Origin of the sequence: Yoonia sp. I 8.24 (assembly GCF_022096995.1) — a bacterium.
GTDB lineage: Bacteria > Pseudomonadota > Alphaproteobacteria > Rhodobacterales > Rhodobacteraceae > Yoonia.
Map to the genome: position 1 here is coordinate 37860 of NZ_JACXGQ010000004.1, position 16330 is coordinate 54189.

Here is a 16330-nt window from a genome sequence, read left to right on the forward strand (position 1 = left end):
TTACCTTGGGCAACAGCTGTTCCAGCATATAGCCTGATCGATAAAAATATGGGTCACATTGAATGTAGGCAAAGACAAAAGCGCGCAATTCAGGCGCATTTTTTATGCCAAAGCGGCGGCATTGGTCGACCAGATCAAAAATAGGTGAATCATATGCGCGGAATGCCTTTGCGGCCCTTACACATTGTTCGCGATGGTTGGCAGATTTTGTTCGATGCTCCGATGTCGCATGTAGCGCCCCTTGCAACGCATTCAAATCGCGTTCGCAGGTAGTGATCAGTTCCAAATAGTCCATACTGCGCAAACTACGTCAATCGCGGTGCATATGTGAATACTGTTTGGCTAGGTCTGCTCATAGGTCAAAGCGGCATCTAACATGTGTCGCAACTGCGCCCCGTATTCATCCACTGACACATCCGTCATGCCCGGAAGGCGCAGCGTATGACGCACCATTGCTGCACCCAGGGTCGCCGCGATGAACATCGCCAGTTTTGGCGCGGCCTCTGCGCCGCCCATCCGTTCCAGCATTGGATCAATCAGCATTTCGCGCAAACGCACGCGTAGCAGGTCGCCCACTTCAGGGTCGGCACCGTTAACGACGATCATACGGATCACCGACATATGCGCATCCTCTGTCTCGGGCTGTGTGTATTTCGCAATCGCAACCGCGACCGGGTCTGTGCTTGCGGCCATCTCTGGCCAGTCAAACACGCAAGCAAGCATCGCCTCAAAGAGGCCCAACTTGCCCCCAAAATACCGCGAGACCAGCGCCACATCGACACCCGCCTCTTTGGCGATCATCCGAAGCGTTACGTTTGAATAGCTTTGCGCACAAAACGCGCGGGTTGCCGCCTGCAATAATTTCTCACGCGTGATATCTGACTTTTTCATAGTTGCGATCTACGTGGTTTGGAAATTTTGTCAACATACGTTGACATGAGACATTTGGTCACCCATATCAAATATCAACAATCGTTGACAAAAGGAAACCCGATGCCAAATACTGCTCTTATCACAGGTGCCTCCTCTGGGATTGGCCGCGAATTTGCCCGCTATCATGCGAGCCTTGGGGGCGATCTGATTATCACGGCGCGCCGGAGCGGAGCGCTTGACGCACTCAAATCTGAACTTGAAGCCGCCCACAAGGTCAGCGTCACAACCGTTGCGCTTGATCTGGGGGCACCCGGTGGCGCAGAGGCGCTTGTTGATGCGGTCAAAGATCATAAGATCGACATTTTGATCAATAATGCCGGGTTTGGCGGGCATGGGATTTTTACCGAACGGGCATTGGCCGACGATCTTGCGATGATTGATCTGAACGTTAAGGCGCTGGTGACACTGTGCCACCATATCGGCAATGCGATGGTCAAAAACGGCGGCGGTAAAATCCTAAACGTCAGCTCGACGGCCGCCTATATGCCGGGGCCATTGCAAGCGACGTACTTCGCCACCAAAGCCTATGTGTCGAGCTTCTCACAAGCTCTAGACGAAGAATTGCGTGCCAAAGGCGTGACGGTAACCGCGCTTGAACCCGGCTATGTGCATACAGAATTCGCCGAAGTCGCGGCCCTCGAAGGCACGGACCTTGTGAAACAAAAAGGCGCAACCGCAGCCGAAGTCGCCAAATGCGGCTATGACGCAATGCTGGCAGGTAAGCTGCGTATCATCAACGAAGGCCGGCTGTCGTTTATGCTCAACTGGATCATGCCAATGATGCCGCGCCGTATGGCGCTGAAAACCATTCGCAAGATGCAAGAAAAATAACAAAGCATGGGTGGATCAAGATCCACCCTACCGCAGCCGAAAACGCGTGCGTAGACCAAGGCCGAGAAAGAACAGCAGGATGAAGCCTAGTACGGTTTGAGTGGCGCCAAACACACGTATCCACACAGGAAGCGCATTGATGTAATGCTCCCCGAAGTACAGGCGCTGAAATCCGAAAATTTTAAACATCGCGGCAAAAGAATAAGCTGCCGCGTCCCACCACCCCATTGTGGTACGTCCCGCATAGACAAATATGCCAATCAACCAAAGGCAAAGTAGCCAGCCTAGCGGTCGCGAAATTGAGTACCCATAGTCCGATAGAAACTCGAAGCTTAAGATAGGTATGCGTGGCAGTATTTTACCGCTACGCGCAGCCGCCCACATCTCACGGCGAAAAAAGAAATGCTCTTCTTCGGGCAACATTTGTTTTGCCATTGCATGGCGCAAACGCGCAGATGATGCCTTGATTTCCTTTGGGCATTGCTTTGAATAGTCGATCTTTTTTCGCAAGCGAAGCCATATTTCCAAACGCGTTAGCCAATTAGGCCGTAGTATTGGCCAATTCTCAGCTTCAACCGAAATGTTAGTGGATTGGGGCAACAAGCAATTCGTCAAATCAGGCATCAACTTCGAAAATGATGCGTTTTCAAATGAAACAGATCCGTCAAAAACCGCGTAAGCAAAGCTCAATTTTGCGCTCCCGTCACCATGAGAAGAAAAATTGCGCCAGCGAAAACCGACTTGCTTCCCAAAGTATGCACCTGAGAAGTCAGTTTGAAACCCGAATGTAGCGCGTGGTTCATCTAATTTCGGCAAAACTTCAATGTCATTAAAATCAGCATTTCCTTCAAAGGTAGCATCAATAAAATTTGCCTCTCTAGAAAAGTTCGCCCTATAGAAATTGGCAACACCAGCGAATATTGCATTGTTGAAATCAGCGGTCCTTTCAAAATTAGACCTTTTAAATTCAACCCGTTGCTTAAATTGAGCTCTGCTAAAATCGGCATCTTGGCAAAACAAAACACCGCTGAAATCGGCTGGCGACACCATAACCAATTCTGTAGCGTTAAGACTTTCAGCAAACTGCGTTCTAGAAAAATTGCATTCGTATTTGAATACAGACTTGGATAGAAAAACCTCTTGCGTAAAAATCGCTCTTCTCAAAACGATTCTGCACCCAAAAGTCACTCTCGTAAGGTCTATTGCTGTCGTTGGGTGAGGCAGCGCGGGCACTACACTTTCATTGGGATTTCGCTTTTCAAACTCCGTTTTGAATTGCCGTTCTACTGCGCTTGCAATGTCTGAGTTCCATCCTGTTTCGGCAATCTCTTCGTTGGTGAACATTTCCAAATTCGCTCGTTCTGCTGCACTCATTTCCTGACAAGCCCAAGCATTCCACAGTTTCCTATTCTTCTCGTGCAGCACCCAATCAATCTCATCCCCCGTCTGCTCGCCGTGTAGTGTCATCAGGATGTACCAAGGGTTTTGGTTGGGGTCTTTGAGCGTGGTCATGCAATCACCTGTGGAAAATATCCGATTACCTTCCACCATCCCCTTACATCGGGCAAGCTTTGGCTTATCTAAAACCACAGATAGCTTTGTCAGGTCTGGATTCGCGTGCCCTTTACCCCCGCCTCTCGGAAAACGATCATGCGCGGCCTTTGGCTGCTGCTGGGCTGGGTCGCGCTGGGTCTGGGCGCGATTGGGGTGGTGTTGCCGGTCCTGCCAACCACGCCGTTTGTGATCCTCGCGGCCTTTGGGTTTAGCAAAGGGTCGCCGCGTATGCATCGCTATCTTGAAGACCACCGCATTTTCGGACCAATCATCGCCGATTGGCGCGCAAATGGCGCGATTGCCCCACGGTATAAAACCATCGCCGTTGTGATGATGACCGCCGCGCTGACGGGCAGTATCATCGCAGGTCTGCGCCCCCAACTGATCCTAATCCAAGCCATTTGCATGATTGGCGCGGCCACCTATGTGCTGTCGCGCCCCAACGGTCCGCGTAACTGAGCCATTCCCAACGGCCCGCCCCCGCGTTATAGGGCTGGCATGACCCAGAACCCGCCAAACCTCCGCCCCGACTTGGCCCCCAAAGCCAAAATCACCGACGCCAGCCGCCCCGGCCAGCCGACCATCGGTATGGTCAGTCTGGGCTGCCCCAAAGCATTGGTCGATAGCGAACGCATCCTGACCCGCCTGCGCGCCGAAGGGTATGCGATCTCCCCCGATTATTCCGGGGCCGAGGCTGTGATCGTCAACACCTGCGGGTTTCTCGATAGCGCCAAGGCCGAAAGCCTTGATGCGATTGGCGAGGCGCTGGTTGAGAACGGCAAAGTCATCGTGACGGGATGCTTGGGTGCTGAACCCGATTACATCCGCGAACATCACCCCAATATCCTCGCGGTGACCGGCCCGCACCAATACGAACAAGTGCTTGACGCGGTGCATGGGGCCGTCCCGCCCAGCCCTGATCCTTTCATTGATCTGCTGCCCGGCACTGGCGTATCGCTGACACCCCGGCACTACAGCTATCTCAAGATTTCTGAGGGCTGTAACCATAAATGCAAATTTTGCATCATCCCCGATATGCGCGGCAAACTGGCGTCACGGCCTGCACATGCGGTGCTGCGCGAGGCGGAAAAGCTGGTCGATGCGGGCGTCAAAGAACTCCTTGTGATTTCGCAAGATACCTCAGCCTACGGGCTGGACCGTAAATATGACGTGAACCCGTGGAAAGACGGTGAGGTGCGCAGCCATATCCTTGATCTCACACGGGAATTGGGAAAACTGGGCGCTTGGGTACGGCTGCATTATGTCTACCCCTACCCGCATGTGCGCGACCTGATCCCGCTGATGGCGGACCGCTCTAACGGCATCCTGCCCTATCTTGATATCCCTTTCCAACACAGCCACCCCGAAGTGTTGCGGCGCATGGCGCGGCCTGCGGCGGGGGCGAGAACGCTGGATGAAATCCGGGCGTGGCGCGAAATTTGCCCCGATATCACCCTGCGATCCACCTTTATCGTCGGCTACCCCGGTGAATCTGAGTCAGAATTCCAGCACATGCTTGATTGGCTGGACGAGGCCCAGTTGGACCGCGTTGGCTGCTTTCAATACGAAAACGTCGAAGGCGCGCGGTCCAACGCCCTGCCCGATCACGTCGCCCCAGAGGTCAAACAAGACCGCTGGGACAGGTTCATGGCCAAAGCCCAAGCCATTTCCGAAGCCAAACTCGCAGCCAAGGTCGGCGAAACCCTCGAAGTTATTGTCGACGACATCGACGAAGACGGCATCGCCACCTGCCGCACATGGGCCGACGCCCCCGAGATCGACGGGAATCTGTTTATAGACGAAGGGGCTGAGGGGTTGGCCGTGGGGGATGTTTTGCAAGTTGTGGTTGAGGAAGCGGGGGAGTATGATTTGTGGGGGGCTATTTCCGCTGCTCCCACTTAGCCCGCTCATATCCGTCGAGTGTCACGTAGTGGGGGGTTGCACCACTCATATATCCAGCATCATTAAGCTCAGCTAGTGCGGATACCATCTTTAGGTATATCTCTCTATTGCCTATTTTTTTGCGGTTGTCATTACCCGCTTGCGCCTCAAATCCACTGGTTGTTTCTCTGACCATAAAACTACCAGATTCGCTTGCCACCGCTTCCATCAATATCTCACGTGCCAAACTTGTGAGCAGCCTTCGTGGCGGATTCACATTTTCATCCGGCGACGTGTTGATCATTGCGGCCTTACTCTCAACGCTTGCTCGGGTTTCAGCACTTAAATCGGCATCGTTTATTGCCTCAGTAGCCTTTGCATCACGGAGAGCTGCTTCCTTGAAATCAGCAGATTTAATCTCGCGTTCGATCAAAAACTCCGCCTTCTTTGACATGACTGCATGAGCAGATTCAGCCTGAGATAGCCTTAACTTTTCCGTTGGCCACCTTGCTAGAAAAGTTCCAACATAATTCAAATACGGCGTACCCAAGCCAATGAGAAAGCCAGTTCCAGCAGGGTATATTAACAATGTGCATATTGATGTTTCAGTATCAAAATACCAAAATCGAAATAGTATTGGCGTATCCGAAAAGACGACGAAAAATATAACCTTCCAGTTGATTACACAAAACGACAATACAAACGAACCAATGATTGGGCTTTTTATGCGTTGAAGCCATGCCTCTGCGCCGTCTTTGAAAACATCTAACATCTTAATCACTCATAAGTTGAATGAGTATGATCTAAGCAAGTTTAAGCACCACGTCCAGCCCGGCAAAGCCGGGCAGCGCCCGGACCTCCCCCATGGGGAGGGCGCTTCGCACCCACCCCGAGGTCCAAGCGCTCGCCTGACGATATGGCAGAATACAATCGCAACACCGCCCCCTGCGCTTCGCGCGTTCACGCCTGAAACTGTCCCCCGGATCGTTTGCAAGACGGCGTTCACCCCCCTCGGTCCAAGCGCCGCCCTGATGTTGTGCGTCTAATCCATATCCTCAATATACGTCCGCACGCAGTCCTGCACATGGCGGAAACGGTCGCCGCCGAGGTGTTTGCCGCCGTACCAGCGTGTCACCACGATGACGTGGTTTTGCAAGTCTTCGCGTTCCAACATCCGCAAGATCACCATGCCCGCGCCGCTTTCTCCGTCGTCGTTTTTGAGGGGCGCATCGGGCAGGAGAACGGCCCAAGTATTATGCGTGGCCTTGGCGAATTTCTTGTTTCGACACAGGGCTTTAATGAAATCACGCGCCTCATCCGCAGACCCAACAGGCCCGCCGGACACCGCGTATTTTGATCCGCGATCACTGACAACATTCTGGATGATTTTCAAAGCAAGCGCACCGTCAAATCAAGAGGTATGGAATTCATGACCTGACTTCCATTAAAAATTCAGTTAAAAACATAGCATATTCAGTTGATAGTTACAGGCCTACCAAGGTCATTTCGAACCAGACTTGGGCCATGTTACAAAGGGTGTCGCAAATTATGGGCGGCACCCTTTTTCGTTGTTCCACAACCGCTTGCGCCCTGTCAAACACCGCGCTAGGCTTCATTCATGTTTACCATCGAACACGATTATGACGCGACCGTTGTGACCCTCGTTGATGAAGGGGAATCGCCGCTACTCGATGATGTCATTGTGAATGCTTTGGATGATTGCATCACGGTCACCCAAATCGACCCACGCACTGATCAACCAGTACAAATCACCATATCATTCAGCCAGTTACGCGACCTACAAGCAGCGCTTGATCTTCCCGAAGGCGTCTATCAGTTGCGCAAAACATGACCACGGGATTTTTCTGGGATGAACGCAGCTTTTGGCATGGCGGCGGGAACTATGCGGGCATGTTGCCTGTTGGCGGGTTAGTGCAACCGCTTGATGGCGGTCTGCCCGAAAGCCCCGAAACCAAACGCCGCCTCAAGAACCTGATTGAGGTCACCGGGCTTGCCCGTGAACTTGACCTGCGGGGCGCGCAATTGGCAAGCCGCGAAGACTTGCTGCGAGTGCATCCCGCGCATTATCTTGACGAATTCAAAGCCCTGTCTGACGCGGGCGGTGGCCAATTGGGACGTCGCACGCCCTTTGGCCCCGGTGGATATGAATTGGCCGCGCTTTCGGCGGGGATCGCAAAATCCGCGCTTTCAGCCGTGTTAACCGGGCAGCTACGCAACGCCTATGCGCTCTCACGCCCTCCCGGCCACCACTGCTTGCCTGACTATCCAAATGGGTTTTGTTTGCTCAACAATATTGGCGTCGCTATCGAAGCGGCCCGGGCTGCGGGCCAAGCCAAGCGCTTTGCCGTGCTCGATTGGGATGTGCATCACGGCAACGGCACAGAGGCGGTGTTTTATGACCGCGATGACGTGCTGACCGTGTCGATCCACCAAGACCGCAATTACCCAATGGATACAGGTGCTTTTGCGGATCGGGGCACTGGTGCTGGCAACGGGTTTAATCTGAATATACCGCTGCCCCCTGGCACCGGGCACTCAGGGTACCTTGCTGCGATGGAACGGCTGGCCCTGCCTGCGATCCGCAGCTTTGCGCCCGATGTCTTGATCATCGCCTGCGGTTATGATGCCGCCGCCAATGATCCGCTGGGGCGGATGCTGGCCACCGCCGACACCTTTGCACAGATGACTGCACAAGTGATGGCGCTGGCTGATGATGTCTGCGACGGTAAACTTTTGATGGTCCACGAAGGCGGCTATTCAGAAACCTATGTGCCCTTTTGTGGGCACGCTGTCCTGCAGACCATGTCCGGCAGCAATATCAGCGCGCCTGACCCGTTCGCCGAAGTCTTTCCATTGCGCCAACCCGACGCCGGGTTTGATGCCTATCTCGACGGTGTGATTGAAGCGATGGAAAAGCATTTGTTTGAAGCACCTTAGCTTTCAAAAAGAACAGGTAAAGCAAGACCTAGAGCAAGTATTGGCCACCGGAGAGCAATCAACTACAGTTTCTGACCTCGACGCAAACTGGCTCATAATGGTTGGCGAAAACTGCCCGGCTCAAGACCGCAGCACTGCTACGGCCGCAATACTCCTTCATCACATCGAAACCCGAAAGCACGATACAGTCCTCGGTGAATACTGGTCTGAGAACCTGAGCCTTTACCGCGCGAGTGCGGCACAGATCCGAGCGGCCATAGCGCATGGGTTTGCCTATCTTAACGCATATGGTGTCATTGAATTGCCTGCTGCGCCCGATACAGACGATTTGCGATCCGTCTCCCGGCAATCGGTCGAATCCGCGCTTACGAACATCGCGTCACAACTGCTAGGCCCCGCGATCGAAACAATTAGCAAAGCCGACTACGGTGACTGCGCGGCGCAACACAAAAGGGCGCTTGAAGATCTCTTATCGCGCAACTTTGAAGATGTCCTGCTGACTGACCGATGGTACCCAATGGAAGTCATCGAATTGACGTCGCATGTACCTACCTCACTGGGTGGCATTCCATGTACAGCAATTGTCCTTCTTGATGCCATACGTACCAATGATAACTACGGCAGCGCCTCGTTTCGTTTGGAACGGCATGCCGAATTCTTCTGTGGCCTTGCTGAACCTCAATATTCAGCGTTTTGGGCGGCCTTTAGGTTCTTATATGAAAACGACCCATTTTGGGCTGATTCAATGCCTTCCCGAAAATTCGATCCCGCTGCCCTCATGCCGTGGGTAAGCGATGAGTTTGCTATTTAACGCGGCTGCCAGCAAACCAGATCAAAACGAATATTATCGCGGCTTTTCGCCACGTGCGAGCATATCCAGTAGTTTCGCCATCCGGTCTGCGCGGGTTTGCGGACGCTTTGCGGAAAGCAGGCTGTGGTAGATCACGAAGATACTGCTGCGATTCAGCGTATCATAGAATGACTGCGCTTCGGGATTGGCGGCCAAGGCTTCAAGAAAATCCGCAGGAATTTCCATCGTAGCGGCGCCTGCATAGGCCGCGTCCCAGCGCCCATCCGCCTTGGCGGCTGTGACGTGGGCAAGCCCCGGCGTTTGCATCCGCCCTTTCGCCATCAAATTTTCTGCGTGATCCCGGTTCTTTTGCGACCAGTTCGACCGGGCGCGGCGCGGTGTGAACCGTTGGTAATACGACAGCGTATCACAAGACTTCTTAATCCCGTCGATCCAGCCCCAAGCGATCGCTTCGATCACGGCCTGTTCCCAATCAATCGACGCGATTTTTGACGCTTTCTTATAGATTTTCAACCAAATCTCAGGGGCCTGCACGTGGTTCTGCGCCAACCAATCACAAAATTCAGCCGGGTTTTCGAAAGTTTCCACCCGGTCGAGATTAACGTCCAAATCGTTCTCCCTAGCTGCTGTGCTGGCACCCTAGCAAAGCCCACGCGGCGCGCAATGCCGGTTGTCAGCGCGACCGCTCACACATATCTGTAGACCAAGCAAATGCAGGATAAACCATGCTCACACCGAACCAAGCGGCCCTTGATTTTCTTTTGACCCGGCGGTCGCGTCCGGCCAAGACGCTGACAACCCCGGTCCCGGATCGCGCAACGCTCACGACATTGCTGACGGCTGCGGCGCGCACGCCCGATCATGGCAAGCTAGAGCCTTGGCGGTTTATTGTGCTTGCGAAACCCGCGCTGAACCGTTTGGCCGGGCTTGTCGAAACACGCGGGGCCGCGATTGGCATTGATCCAGATAAGGTTGACAAAAACCACGCTCAGTTTGCCAATTCAAACCTCGCTGTGGCGGTTGTTGCGTCACCTGTCCTATCGGAAAAAGTCCCCGAAATCGAACAAATCTATTCCGCAGGCGCTGTCTGTCTGGCCCTTGTGAACGCCGGGCTCGCCGCTGGCTGGGGGGCCAATTGGCTGTCAGGCTGGGCCAGCCATGACCGCGATTTCATCCGCGACGGGCTTGGGCTTGCGCCCCATGAAACGGTCGCGGGCTTCGTGCATTTTGGCACCGAAACAAACACCCCGCCTGAACGGCCACGCCCTGATCTGACTGCAATCACAACATGGCTTGAGACATGATTTTCACATCGTTTTTCAGAGCTATATCCCAGATGAATGACCCGCGCTTTCAATCCGTCCTTTGGCGCGGAATTGGGATTACGATTGCGCTGCTTATTGGTTGCTACGCTGGCCTGCTGGGGATTATTGATTGGCTAGCATCAGAGCCAATCACATTACCCGGAGGAGCTGAGATCACTTGGTTCGGGGATTTACTGGGATGGGGATCGTTGGTCCTGATGATCGTCCTATCCGTTTTTTTGATGGTGCCCGTCGCGTCGGTGATTACCTCGCTCTTTTTGGATGAGGTCGCGGATGCGGTCGAGGCCAAACACTTCCCCGACCTGCCACCAACGCCTCCTGTAGGGCTTTTTGAAGGCCTGCGCGATACCGTTAATTTCTTTGGCATATTAGTTGCAGCGAACGTCTGCGCCTTTGTGCTTTACGCCTTCTTACCCTTTGCTGCCGTGTTCATATTTTATGGCATGAACGGATATTTGTTGGGGCGCGAGTATTTTCAGCTTGCAGCTATGCGCCGTGAAGGGCGTAAGCGCGCAAAAGAAATGGCGAAACGGCACCAAGGCACGATCTGGGCGGCGGGCTGTTTGATGGCGCTGCCGCTTACCATTCCGTTGCTGAACTTGATCATTCCGATTTTAGGCGCAGCGACGTTTACTCATCTGTATCATGCGTTGTGTCACCGGGAAGATCAGGCGTCGCCATCCGGTTGAACCAATCAAAGTCGCGGACCGTGATAGCACCGGACAGGATTGTCCCTGCGATTACGGCCCAGATTGGCAAAGCCCACAGCGTCGTGATGAAGGCCTTGCGTTTGATTTGCGGGTCCGCTGGCGCCGACGAAGGGGTGCCCGGTGTGACCTCTCCTGCTTCGCCTTGGGTTTGCATCCGCAGCGGCAACACGATGAAAAATACCATTGCCCAAACGACGGCAAAAAGAACGATGGCTGACGTGGGGCCCATGGGTGATCCTTTCAAAGACTACATGGCTACATAGGTATTACTGCTGGTTAGGCAAGCACCTTAGACCTGTTCCAGCTCAATCAGGCAGCCTTGGAAATCTTTCGGATGTAAAAACAAGACAGGTTTGCCATGCGCACCGATCTTTGGCTCTCCATTTCCCAATACGCGCGCGCCCTCAGCGACCAAATGATCGCGGGCGGCAATGATGTCATCCACCTCATAGCACATGTGATGAATGCCACCCGCCGGATTTTTGTCTAAGAACCCTTGGATCGGGGAGGCATCGCCAAGCGGATACAAAAATTCAATCTTTGTATTGGGAAGCGTGACGAACACAACGGTGACCCCGTGGTCGGGTTCGTCTTGAGGCGCGCCAACATCAGCCCCCAACATGGTCCTGTATTGTGCGCTCGCGGCTTCTAGGTCCGGGACAGCGATAGCGACGTGGTTCAAGCGACCGATCATTTCATATTCTCCTCATTTCGCGCAATATCGCGAAACAGGTTTGCGAGCGCAATGTCCTATCGCAAATTAACCCCCTGTTCACCTTGTCCTGCGTTCAATGGTCGCGCCCGCTGCCAAGGAGAGAATCGCGATGGATGACTTTATGCTCAAGCAAACGCCCACGTCGGACCGCCCCCTACTCGGAATCACCGCACTTGTCGTCGAAGACAGTCTTTTTGCCTGCGAGGCGTTGCGCCTGCTTTGCCAGCGTTCTGGCGCCCGGTTGCGACGCGCAGATAGCATCGAACATGCGCGCAAACATCTTGGCGTTTACCGGCCCTGCGTTATCATGATCGATGTTGGGCTGCCTGACGGGTCGGGACTTGATCTGATTGCAATGCTTGCAGCGGCATCCCCCCGGATTGAGGTGATCCTTGGTATCAGCGGTGACCTAGACGCAGAACACGACGTGATGGAAGCAGGTGCCGATGGATTTATCGCCAAACCAATTGCCAATCTGGCGGCCTTTCAGGACTCAATTCTACGTCACCTGCCAGCGCATCGCCAGCCTCCCGGACCGCGAATGGTCAGCAACGAAACGATCAACCCCGATTTGGTCGCATACCGCGATGATCTGCACCATGTTTCAGAAATTCTGAACCGCCCGAAAAGCACGGCAAAAATCAGTTATGTCACGCAGCTTTTGGATGGGATCGCGCGTAGCGCCCAAGATGACGCGCTTGGCAAGGCGGCAAAATCGCTCGCTGCGCTGCATTCTACTGGGGATGACACCACTGGCGGTGTCACGGCCCTGTCCGATATGGTCGAACAACGCATTGCCGCTGGTGGACCGCTTTAGCCGCCCACCAGCATTTGTTCTTTAGCTTTCAGCCGGAATTGTACGCAGGTGCAATTCGCGCAGCTGTTCGTTCATCGGCTCGGATGGAGCATCCATCATCAGATCTTCCGCGCGTTGGTTCATCGGGAACATGATGACCTCACGGATGTTCGACGCATCAGCCAGCAACATCACGATCCGGTCAATCCCAGCCGCACAACCACCGTGGGGTGGCGCACCATATTGGAACGCGTTGACCATGCCGCCAAAGCGCTTGTTCACTTCATCTTCGCCGTAGCCTGCGATTTCAAAGGCTTTGAACATGATTTCAGGGCGGTGGTTACGGATCGCGCCAGACACCAATTCATACCCGTTACACGCCAGATCATATTGATAGCCCAACACCTTTAGCGGGTCGCCTTGCAGGGCCTCCATACCACCTTGTGGCATTGAGAACGGGTTGTGTTCAAAGTCGATTTTGCCGGTTTCTTCGTCTTGCTCGTAAATCGGGAAATCCACGATCCAAGCAAAGGCAAAGCGGTTCAAATCTGTCAGACCAAGTTCTTCGCCGATCACGTTGCGGGCCTTACCCGCAACGCCTTCGAATGCTTTTGGTTTCCCACCAAGGAAAAACGCCGCATCGCCAAGTCCAAGACCCAATTGCTGACGGATCGCTTCGGTGCGTTCTGGGCCGATGTTTTTAGCGAGCGGGCCAGCGGCTTCCATGCCGCCTTCGACTTCGCCTGATTTCAACTTCGCTTGCGCTTCTTTAACGGTGATGCCCAGTTCTTGCGCCACAGCATCCGCAGTTTTTTCCCGCCAGAAGATATAGCCCATGCCGGGCAGACCTTCTTTTTGTGCAAAGACATTCATCCGGTCACAGAATTTACGCGACCCACCTTTTGGCGCCGGAATTGCACGCACTTCGGTGCCTTCTTGTTCCAGCAATTTTGCGAAAATCGCAAAACCGGAACCAGCAAAGTGTTCAGACACAACCTGCATCTTAATCGGGTTCCGCAGATCGGGCTTGTCAGAGCCGTACCAAAGCGCCGCGTCACGGTAGGAAATTTGTTCCCACGTCTGATCAACCTTACGACCTTTGCCGAACTCTTCGAAAATACCTGTGATCACCGGTTGGATCGTGTCGAACACGTCTTGCTGTTCAACAAAGGACATTTCCAAATCGAGCTGATAGAAATCTGTCGGCGAACGATCTGCGCGCGGGTCTTCGTCGCGGAAGCACGGCGCAATCTGGAAATATTTGTCATAGCCCGAAACCATGATCAGCTGTTTAAACTGTTGGGGTGCTTGTGGCAGCGCGTAGAATTTTCCGGGGTGCAAACGCGATGGCACAAGGAAATCGCGGGCACCTTCGGGGCTGGACGCGGTAATGATCGGGGTCTGGTATTCGCGGAAACCGCCATCCCACATCCGGCGGCGCATCGAGGCCACAACATCAGAACGCAGCTTCATGTTGTCCTGCATCGCCTCGCGGCGCAGGTCCAAATAGCGGTATTTCAGACGGGTTTCTTCGGGGTATTCTTGGTCACCAAAGACCATCAGCGGCAATTCGTTTGATGCGCCAAGCACCTCAATCGCGCGAATGAAAACTTCGACTTCGCCGGTTGGCAGTTTGGCGTTGATCAGTTCTAGATCGCGCGCTTTGACCTCACCGTCGATGCGGATACACCATTCTGAACGTACTTTTTCGACGTCAGCGAATGCGGCTGAATCCGGGTCACAAAGTACCTGTGTGATGCCGTAGTGGTCGCGCAGGTCGATAAACAAGATGCCGCCATGATCGCGGACCCGATTTACCCAGCCCGACAAGCGGACAGTATCGCCAACATTGGCGGCGGTCAGATCGGCACAGGTGTGGCTGCGGTATGCGTGCATAATGTCATGGTCCTATGGGTTCAAAGGTTGTTGCGCCGATACACTAGGTTGCACGCCTGATGTCAAGGATGCACACCTATTTGAGCGCGGTTTACGGCTGAAATTTGGCACAAATGGCCCCACGCAATGCATTGCCAACCCCGATCCAATGCGCCGCTTCGAGATCTGCCAAACGAAGCACTGCCTCACGGCACGCGCCACTGTCTAACTGTTCTTGGCGGTAAACGCCGGGCAAACAGCCCGACGATAAAGGCGGGGTGAGCATCTCTCCGGTCTGCGTTTTGACGAAAATATTGGTGATCGTCCCCTCGCAAAGCTCATCACGTTCATTGAGAAAGATCAGCTCGTCAACGCCTGCGGGCAATGCGGCGCGCGCATCATCATATAGCGCCCGGTTTGTCGTCTTGTGACGCAGCCACGGATCGGCAGCATGCAGGCGCTGCGGTCCAATTTGGATCATCCAAAACGGCTTACGCGGCGACATCGGGCTGCGCGTTACTTCCATGCGACCGTCACAGGCCAATGTCAGACGGCAGCGCATCTGCATATCGCTCTCATAAGTGGCCAAGGCCGCGCGTATCGCGGGGATATCGCAACGAAAGCCTAAAATCGCCGCGCTGTGCGCCAATCGGCGCAGGTGGCGATCAAGCCGCGGATACCCCTGCCCCGGCACCCAGCCGAAAGTTTCGATCAGCTTTGTGCCTAAAGGGATGCGTAGCGTGCTTTCCACAAGGCTTCCTCATATTCTGATTGCGCGGTGCTGTCCCAGACAACCCCGCCCCCCACATTGAGCGTGGCGCGCTCATTTTCGAGCATCAAGGTCCGAATAGCCACATTAAACGACGCCCGCCCGTCAGGGGCCGCCCAGCCAATCGTGCCGCAATAGGCATCGCGTGGCACCGGTTCGATATCTCGAATGATTTCCATCGCCCGCAACTTTGGTGCCCCAGTGATCGAACCGCACGGATATAACGCGTGAAAAATCGCACCCAAGCCGACATCGGGCAGTAATTCGGCGGTGACTGTCGATGTCATTTGATGGACCGTTTCATAGGTCTCTATTGCGAATAGCTGCGGAACTTTGACCGATCCGACCTGCGCCACACGGCTGATATCATTACGCAAAAGATCCACGATCATCAGGTTTTCGGCGCGATTTTTAGGATCATCTTGCAAAAACGCGCGCGCGGCCGCGTCTTGTGCCGGCGTCGCACCGCGCGGTGCGGTGCCTTTCATCGGGCGGGTGGTGATCGTCGGGCCATCCAAAGTAAAAAACAGCTCGGGCGAGCGGCAAAGCAAATCAGGCAAACCATCTTGTGTCACCAGAACGCCATGACCAACGGGTTGCGCCCGCATGAGCGCCGCGTAGATCGCCTGCACATCACCCGTCACTTCAGTCTCTAAAGGAAAGGTCAAGTTCGCCTGATAGATATCACCTGCCCCGATCAAATCATGGACCTGTGCAAAGGCGCGTTGATAGTCGGCATGATCCCAGATTGCATCTAACGCCCCAATATTTGCGGGACCAGCCGCGATTTCGGCAGTAATCGGCGCATCATAAACGCCAAACCGGATCAGGGGCAGGCGCCGGTCACGCGGCATGAAATCATGCAAGCGCGGCTCTAACACGTAGCCCAATTCATAACTGGCATAGCCCGCGACCCAATACCCCTGCGCCAAAGCCTGTTCGACGGCCGTAAGCGCCCCCGTTACCTCGGTAATGGAATCAGCTGCAATGATCCGTTTGGCCCGATCAAACACGCCTGCGCCGTCTGGCCCATGATCAAATTGCAGCCGCAAATCCATTTCTCCTAAGTTTGTTGTCAGCTAAATACCGATGTCATCAGAAAATTCACAGATCAATTGCGACAACCTAAGCCCTTTCTACGAAGGCCCTTGCGCCTTGGGCGCGGTTGTCTA

At 54.2% G+C, this 16330-nt stretch carries 19 protein-coding genes; 9 read left to right on the top strand and 10 right to left on the bottom strand.

Annotated features, from left to right (window positions below; genetic code table 11):
- Positions 1–342: 342 nt before the first annotated feature.
- Positions 343–891, bottom strand: coding sequence for a TetR/AcrR family transcriptional regulator (locus Yoon_RS08755; protein WP_238111784.1), 549 nt, complete (start codon positions 889–891; stop codon positions 343–345).
- Positions 892–993: 102 nt separating this feature from the next.
- On the opposite strand from Yoon_RS08755, the gene Yoon_RS08760 reads away from it, so the two are divergent.
- On the top strand, positions 994–1764 hold the full coding sequence (locus Yoon_RS08760) for an SDR family oxidoreductase (RefSeq protein ID WP_238111785.1): 771 nt from the start codon (positions 994–996) through the stop codon (positions 1762–1764).
- A 27-nt stretch (positions 1765–1791) separates the two neighbouring features.
- On the opposite strand, the gene Yoon_RS08765 is transcribed toward Yoon_RS08760, so the two are convergent.
- Entirely contained in the window at positions 1792–3276 is a 1485-nt protein-coding gene (locus Yoon_RS08765) for a pentapeptide repeat-containing protein (protein WP_238111786.1), read from the bottom strand.
- A 138-nt stretch (positions 3277–3414) separates the two neighbouring features.
- Here Yoon_RS08765 and Yoon_RS08770 point away from each other — a divergent pair, with 138 nt between their 5' ends.
- Positions 3415–3777, top strand: coding sequence for a YbaN family protein (locus tag Yoon_RS08770; RefSeq protein ID WP_238111787.1), 363 nt, complete (start codon positions 3415–3417; stop codon positions 3775–3777).
- A 39-nt stretch (positions 3778–3816) separates the two neighbouring features.
- On the top strand, positions 3817–5220 hold the full coding sequence (rimO, locus tag Yoon_RS08775; RefSeq protein WP_238111788.1) for a 30S ribosomal protein S12 methylthiotransferase RimO: 1404 nt from the start codon (positions 3817–3819) through the stop codon (positions 5218–5220).
- On the opposite strand, the gene Yoon_RS08780 is transcribed toward rimO, so the two are convergent.
- Together Yoon_RS08780 and Yoon_RS08785 are read right to left on the bottom strand one after the other, a co-directional pair.
- Positions 5198–5971, bottom strand: a complete 774-nt coding sequence (locus Yoon_RS08780) for a hypothetical protein (RefSeq protein WP_238111789.1) — start codon at positions 5969–5971, stop codon at positions 5198–5200. The two genes, rimO and Yoon_RS08780, sit on opposite strands and share 23 nt — an antisense overlap.
- 270 nt (positions 5972–6241) lie before the next feature.
- Complete coding sequence (locus tag Yoon_RS08785; RefSeq protein ID WP_238111790.1) at positions 6242–6592, bottom strand: YigZ family protein; 351 nt, start codon at positions 6590–6592, stop codon at positions 6242–6244.
- 225 nt (positions 6593–6817) lie between these two features.
- Between Yoon_RS08785 and Yoon_RS08790 the strand changes: the two genes are divergently transcribed.
- Genes Yoon_RS08790 through Yoon_RS08800 form a run of 3 tightly spaced genes read left to right on the top strand, consistent with a single transcriptional unit; the run spans position 6818 to position 8968 of the window.
- Positions 6818–7051, top strand: a complete 234-nt coding sequence (locus Yoon_RS08790; RefSeq protein WP_238111791.1) for a hypothetical protein — start codon at positions 6818–6820, stop codon at positions 7049–7051.
- On the top strand, positions 7048–8157 hold the full coding sequence (locus tag Yoon_RS08795) for a class II histone deacetylase (protein ID WP_238111792.1): 1110 nt from the start codon (positions 7048–7050) through the stop codon (positions 8155–8157). Before Yoon_RS08790 ends, Yoon_RS08795 begins: the two co-directional genes overlap by 4 nt.
- Positions 8158–8197: 40 nt before the next feature.
- The gene (locus Yoon_RS08800; RefSeq protein ID WP_238111794.1) at positions 8198–8968 is read left to right on the top strand and encodes a hypothetical protein; all 771 of its coding nucleotides are present in this window, start codon (positions 8198–8200) and stop codon (positions 8966–8968) included.
- Between the two features lie 33 nt (positions 8969–9001).
- On the opposite strand, the gene Yoon_RS08805 is transcribed toward Yoon_RS08800, so the two are convergent.
- On the bottom strand, positions 9002–9577 hold the full coding sequence (locus Yoon_RS08805; protein ID WP_238111796.1) for a YdeI family protein: 576 nt from the start codon (positions 9575–9577) through the stop codon (positions 9002–9004).
- 116 nt (positions 9578–9693) lie between these two features.
- Here Yoon_RS08805 and Yoon_RS08810 point away from each other — a divergent pair, with 116 nt between their 5' ends.
- Both Yoon_RS08810 and Yoon_RS08815 read left to right on the top strand, forming a co-directional pair.
- Positions 9694–10272, top strand: coding sequence for a nitroreductase (locus Yoon_RS08810; RefSeq protein ID WP_238111797.1), 579 nt, complete (start codon positions 9694–9696; stop codon positions 10270–10272).
- On the top strand, positions 10269–10982 hold the full coding sequence (locus Yoon_RS08815; protein ID WP_238111799.1) for an EI24 domain-containing protein: 714 nt from the start codon (positions 10269–10271) through the stop codon (positions 10980–10982). The genes Yoon_RS08810 and Yoon_RS08815 overlap by 4 nt, the downstream gene beginning before the upstream one ends.
- On the opposite strand, the gene Yoon_RS08820 is transcribed toward Yoon_RS08815, so the two are convergent.
- Together Yoon_RS08820 and mce are read right to left on the bottom strand one after the other, a co-directional pair.
- Positions 10924–11232: a DUF1467 family protein gene (locus Yoon_RS08820; RefSeq protein WP_238111800.1), complete on the bottom strand. Its 309-nt coding sequence runs from the start codon at positions 11230–11232 to the stop codon at positions 10924–10926. The genes Yoon_RS08815 and Yoon_RS08820 overlap by 59 nt on opposite strands.
- Positions 11233–11292: 60 nt before the next feature.
- On the bottom strand, positions 11293–11697 hold the full coding sequence (gene mce, locus Yoon_RS08825) for a methylmalonyl-CoA epimerase (RefSeq protein WP_238111801.1): 405 nt from the start codon (positions 11695–11697) through the stop codon (positions 11293–11295).
- Positions 11698–11827: 130 nt separating this feature from the next.
- On the opposite strand from mce, the gene Yoon_RS08830 reads away from it, so the two are divergent.
- Complete coding sequence (locus Yoon_RS08830) at positions 11828–12535, top strand: response regulator (protein ID WP_238111802.1); 708 nt, start codon at positions 11828–11830, stop codon at positions 12533–12535.
- Positions 12536–12556: 21 nt separating this feature from the next.
- Here the strand turns inward: Yoon_RS08830 and aspS are convergent, their stop codons facing one another.
- From aspS to Yoon_RS08845, 3 genes are all read right to left on the bottom strand, one after another.
- The gene (gene aspS / locus Yoon_RS08835; protein WP_238111803.1) at positions 12557–14410 is read right to left on the bottom strand and encodes an aspartate--tRNA ligase; all 1854 of its coding nucleotides are present in this window, start codon (positions 14408–14410) and stop codon (positions 12557–12559) included.
- 91 nt (positions 14411–14501) lie between these two features.
- Positions 14502–15140, bottom strand: a complete 639-nt coding sequence (locus Yoon_RS08840) for an aminotransferase class IV family protein (RefSeq protein ID WP_238111804.1) — start codon at positions 15138–15140, stop codon at positions 14502–14504.
- A complete protein-coding gene (locus Yoon_RS08845; RefSeq protein ID WP_238111805.1) occupies positions 15113–16210 on the bottom strand; it encodes an aminodeoxychorismate synthase component I in 1098 nt (365 codons plus the stop codon). The genes Yoon_RS08840 and Yoon_RS08845 overlap by 28 nt, the downstream gene beginning before the upstream one ends.
- Between the last annotated feature and the right edge of the window lie 120 nt (positions 16211–16330).

Excerpts from the sequence above, each read along its gene's own strand:
- Yoon_RS08760 (WP_238111785.1), top strand. The coding sequence starts at position 994 with ATGCCAAATACTGCTCTTATCACAGGTGCCTCCTCTGGGATTGGCCGC.
- aspS (WP_238111803.1), bottom strand. The coding sequence starts at position 14,410 with ATGCACGCATACCGCAGCCACACCTGTGCCGATCTGACCGCCGCCAAT.
- Yoon_RS08810 (WP_238111797.1), top strand. The coding sequence starts at position 9,694 with ATGCTCACACCGAACCAAGCGGCCCTTGATTTTCTTTTGACCCGGCGG.
- Yoon_RS08770 (WP_238111787.1), top strand. The coding sequence starts at position 3,415 with ATGCGCGGCCTTTGGCTGCTGCTGGGCTGGGTCGCGCTGGGTCTGGGC.
- Yoon_RS08830 (WP_238111802.1), top strand. The coding sequence starts at position 11,828 with ATGGATGACTTTATGCTCAAGCAAACGCCCACGTCGGACCGCCCCCTA.
- Yoon_RS08820 (WP_238111800.1), bottom strand. The coding sequence starts at position 11,232 with ATGGGCCCCACGTCAGCCATCGTTCTTTTTGCCGTCGTTTGGGCAATG.
- Yoon_RS08795 (WP_238111792.1), top strand. The coding sequence starts at position 7,048 with ATGACCACGGGATTTTTCTGGGATGAACGCAGCTTTTGGCATGGCGGC.
- Yoon_RS08765 (WP_238111786.1), bottom strand. The coding sequence starts at position 3,276 with ATGACCACGCTCAAAGACCCCAACCAAAACCCTTGGTACATCCTGATG.
- Yoon_RS08755 (WP_238111784.1), bottom strand. The coding sequence starts at position 891 with ATGAAAAAGTCAGATATCACGCGTGAGAAATTATTGCAGGCGGCAACC.
- rimO (WP_238111788.1), top strand. The coding sequence starts at position 3,817 with ATGACCCAGAACCCGCCAAACCTCCGCCCCGACTTGGCCCCCAAAGCC.
- Yoon_RS08815 (WP_238111799.1), top strand. The coding sequence starts at position 10,269 with ATGATTTTCACATCGTTTTTCAGAGCTATATCCCAGATGAATGACCCG.
- Yoon_RS08780 (WP_238111789.1), bottom strand. The coding sequence starts at position 5,971 with ATGTTAGATGTTTTCAAAGACGGCGCAGAGGCATGGCTTCAACGCATA.
- mce (WP_238111801.1), bottom strand. The coding sequence starts at position 11,697 with ATGATCGGTCGCTTGAACCACGTCGCTATCGCTGTCCCGGACCTAGAA.
- Yoon_RS08790 (WP_238111791.1), top strand. The coding sequence starts at position 6,818 with ATGTTTACCATCGAACACGATTATGACGCGACCGTTGTGACCCTCGTT.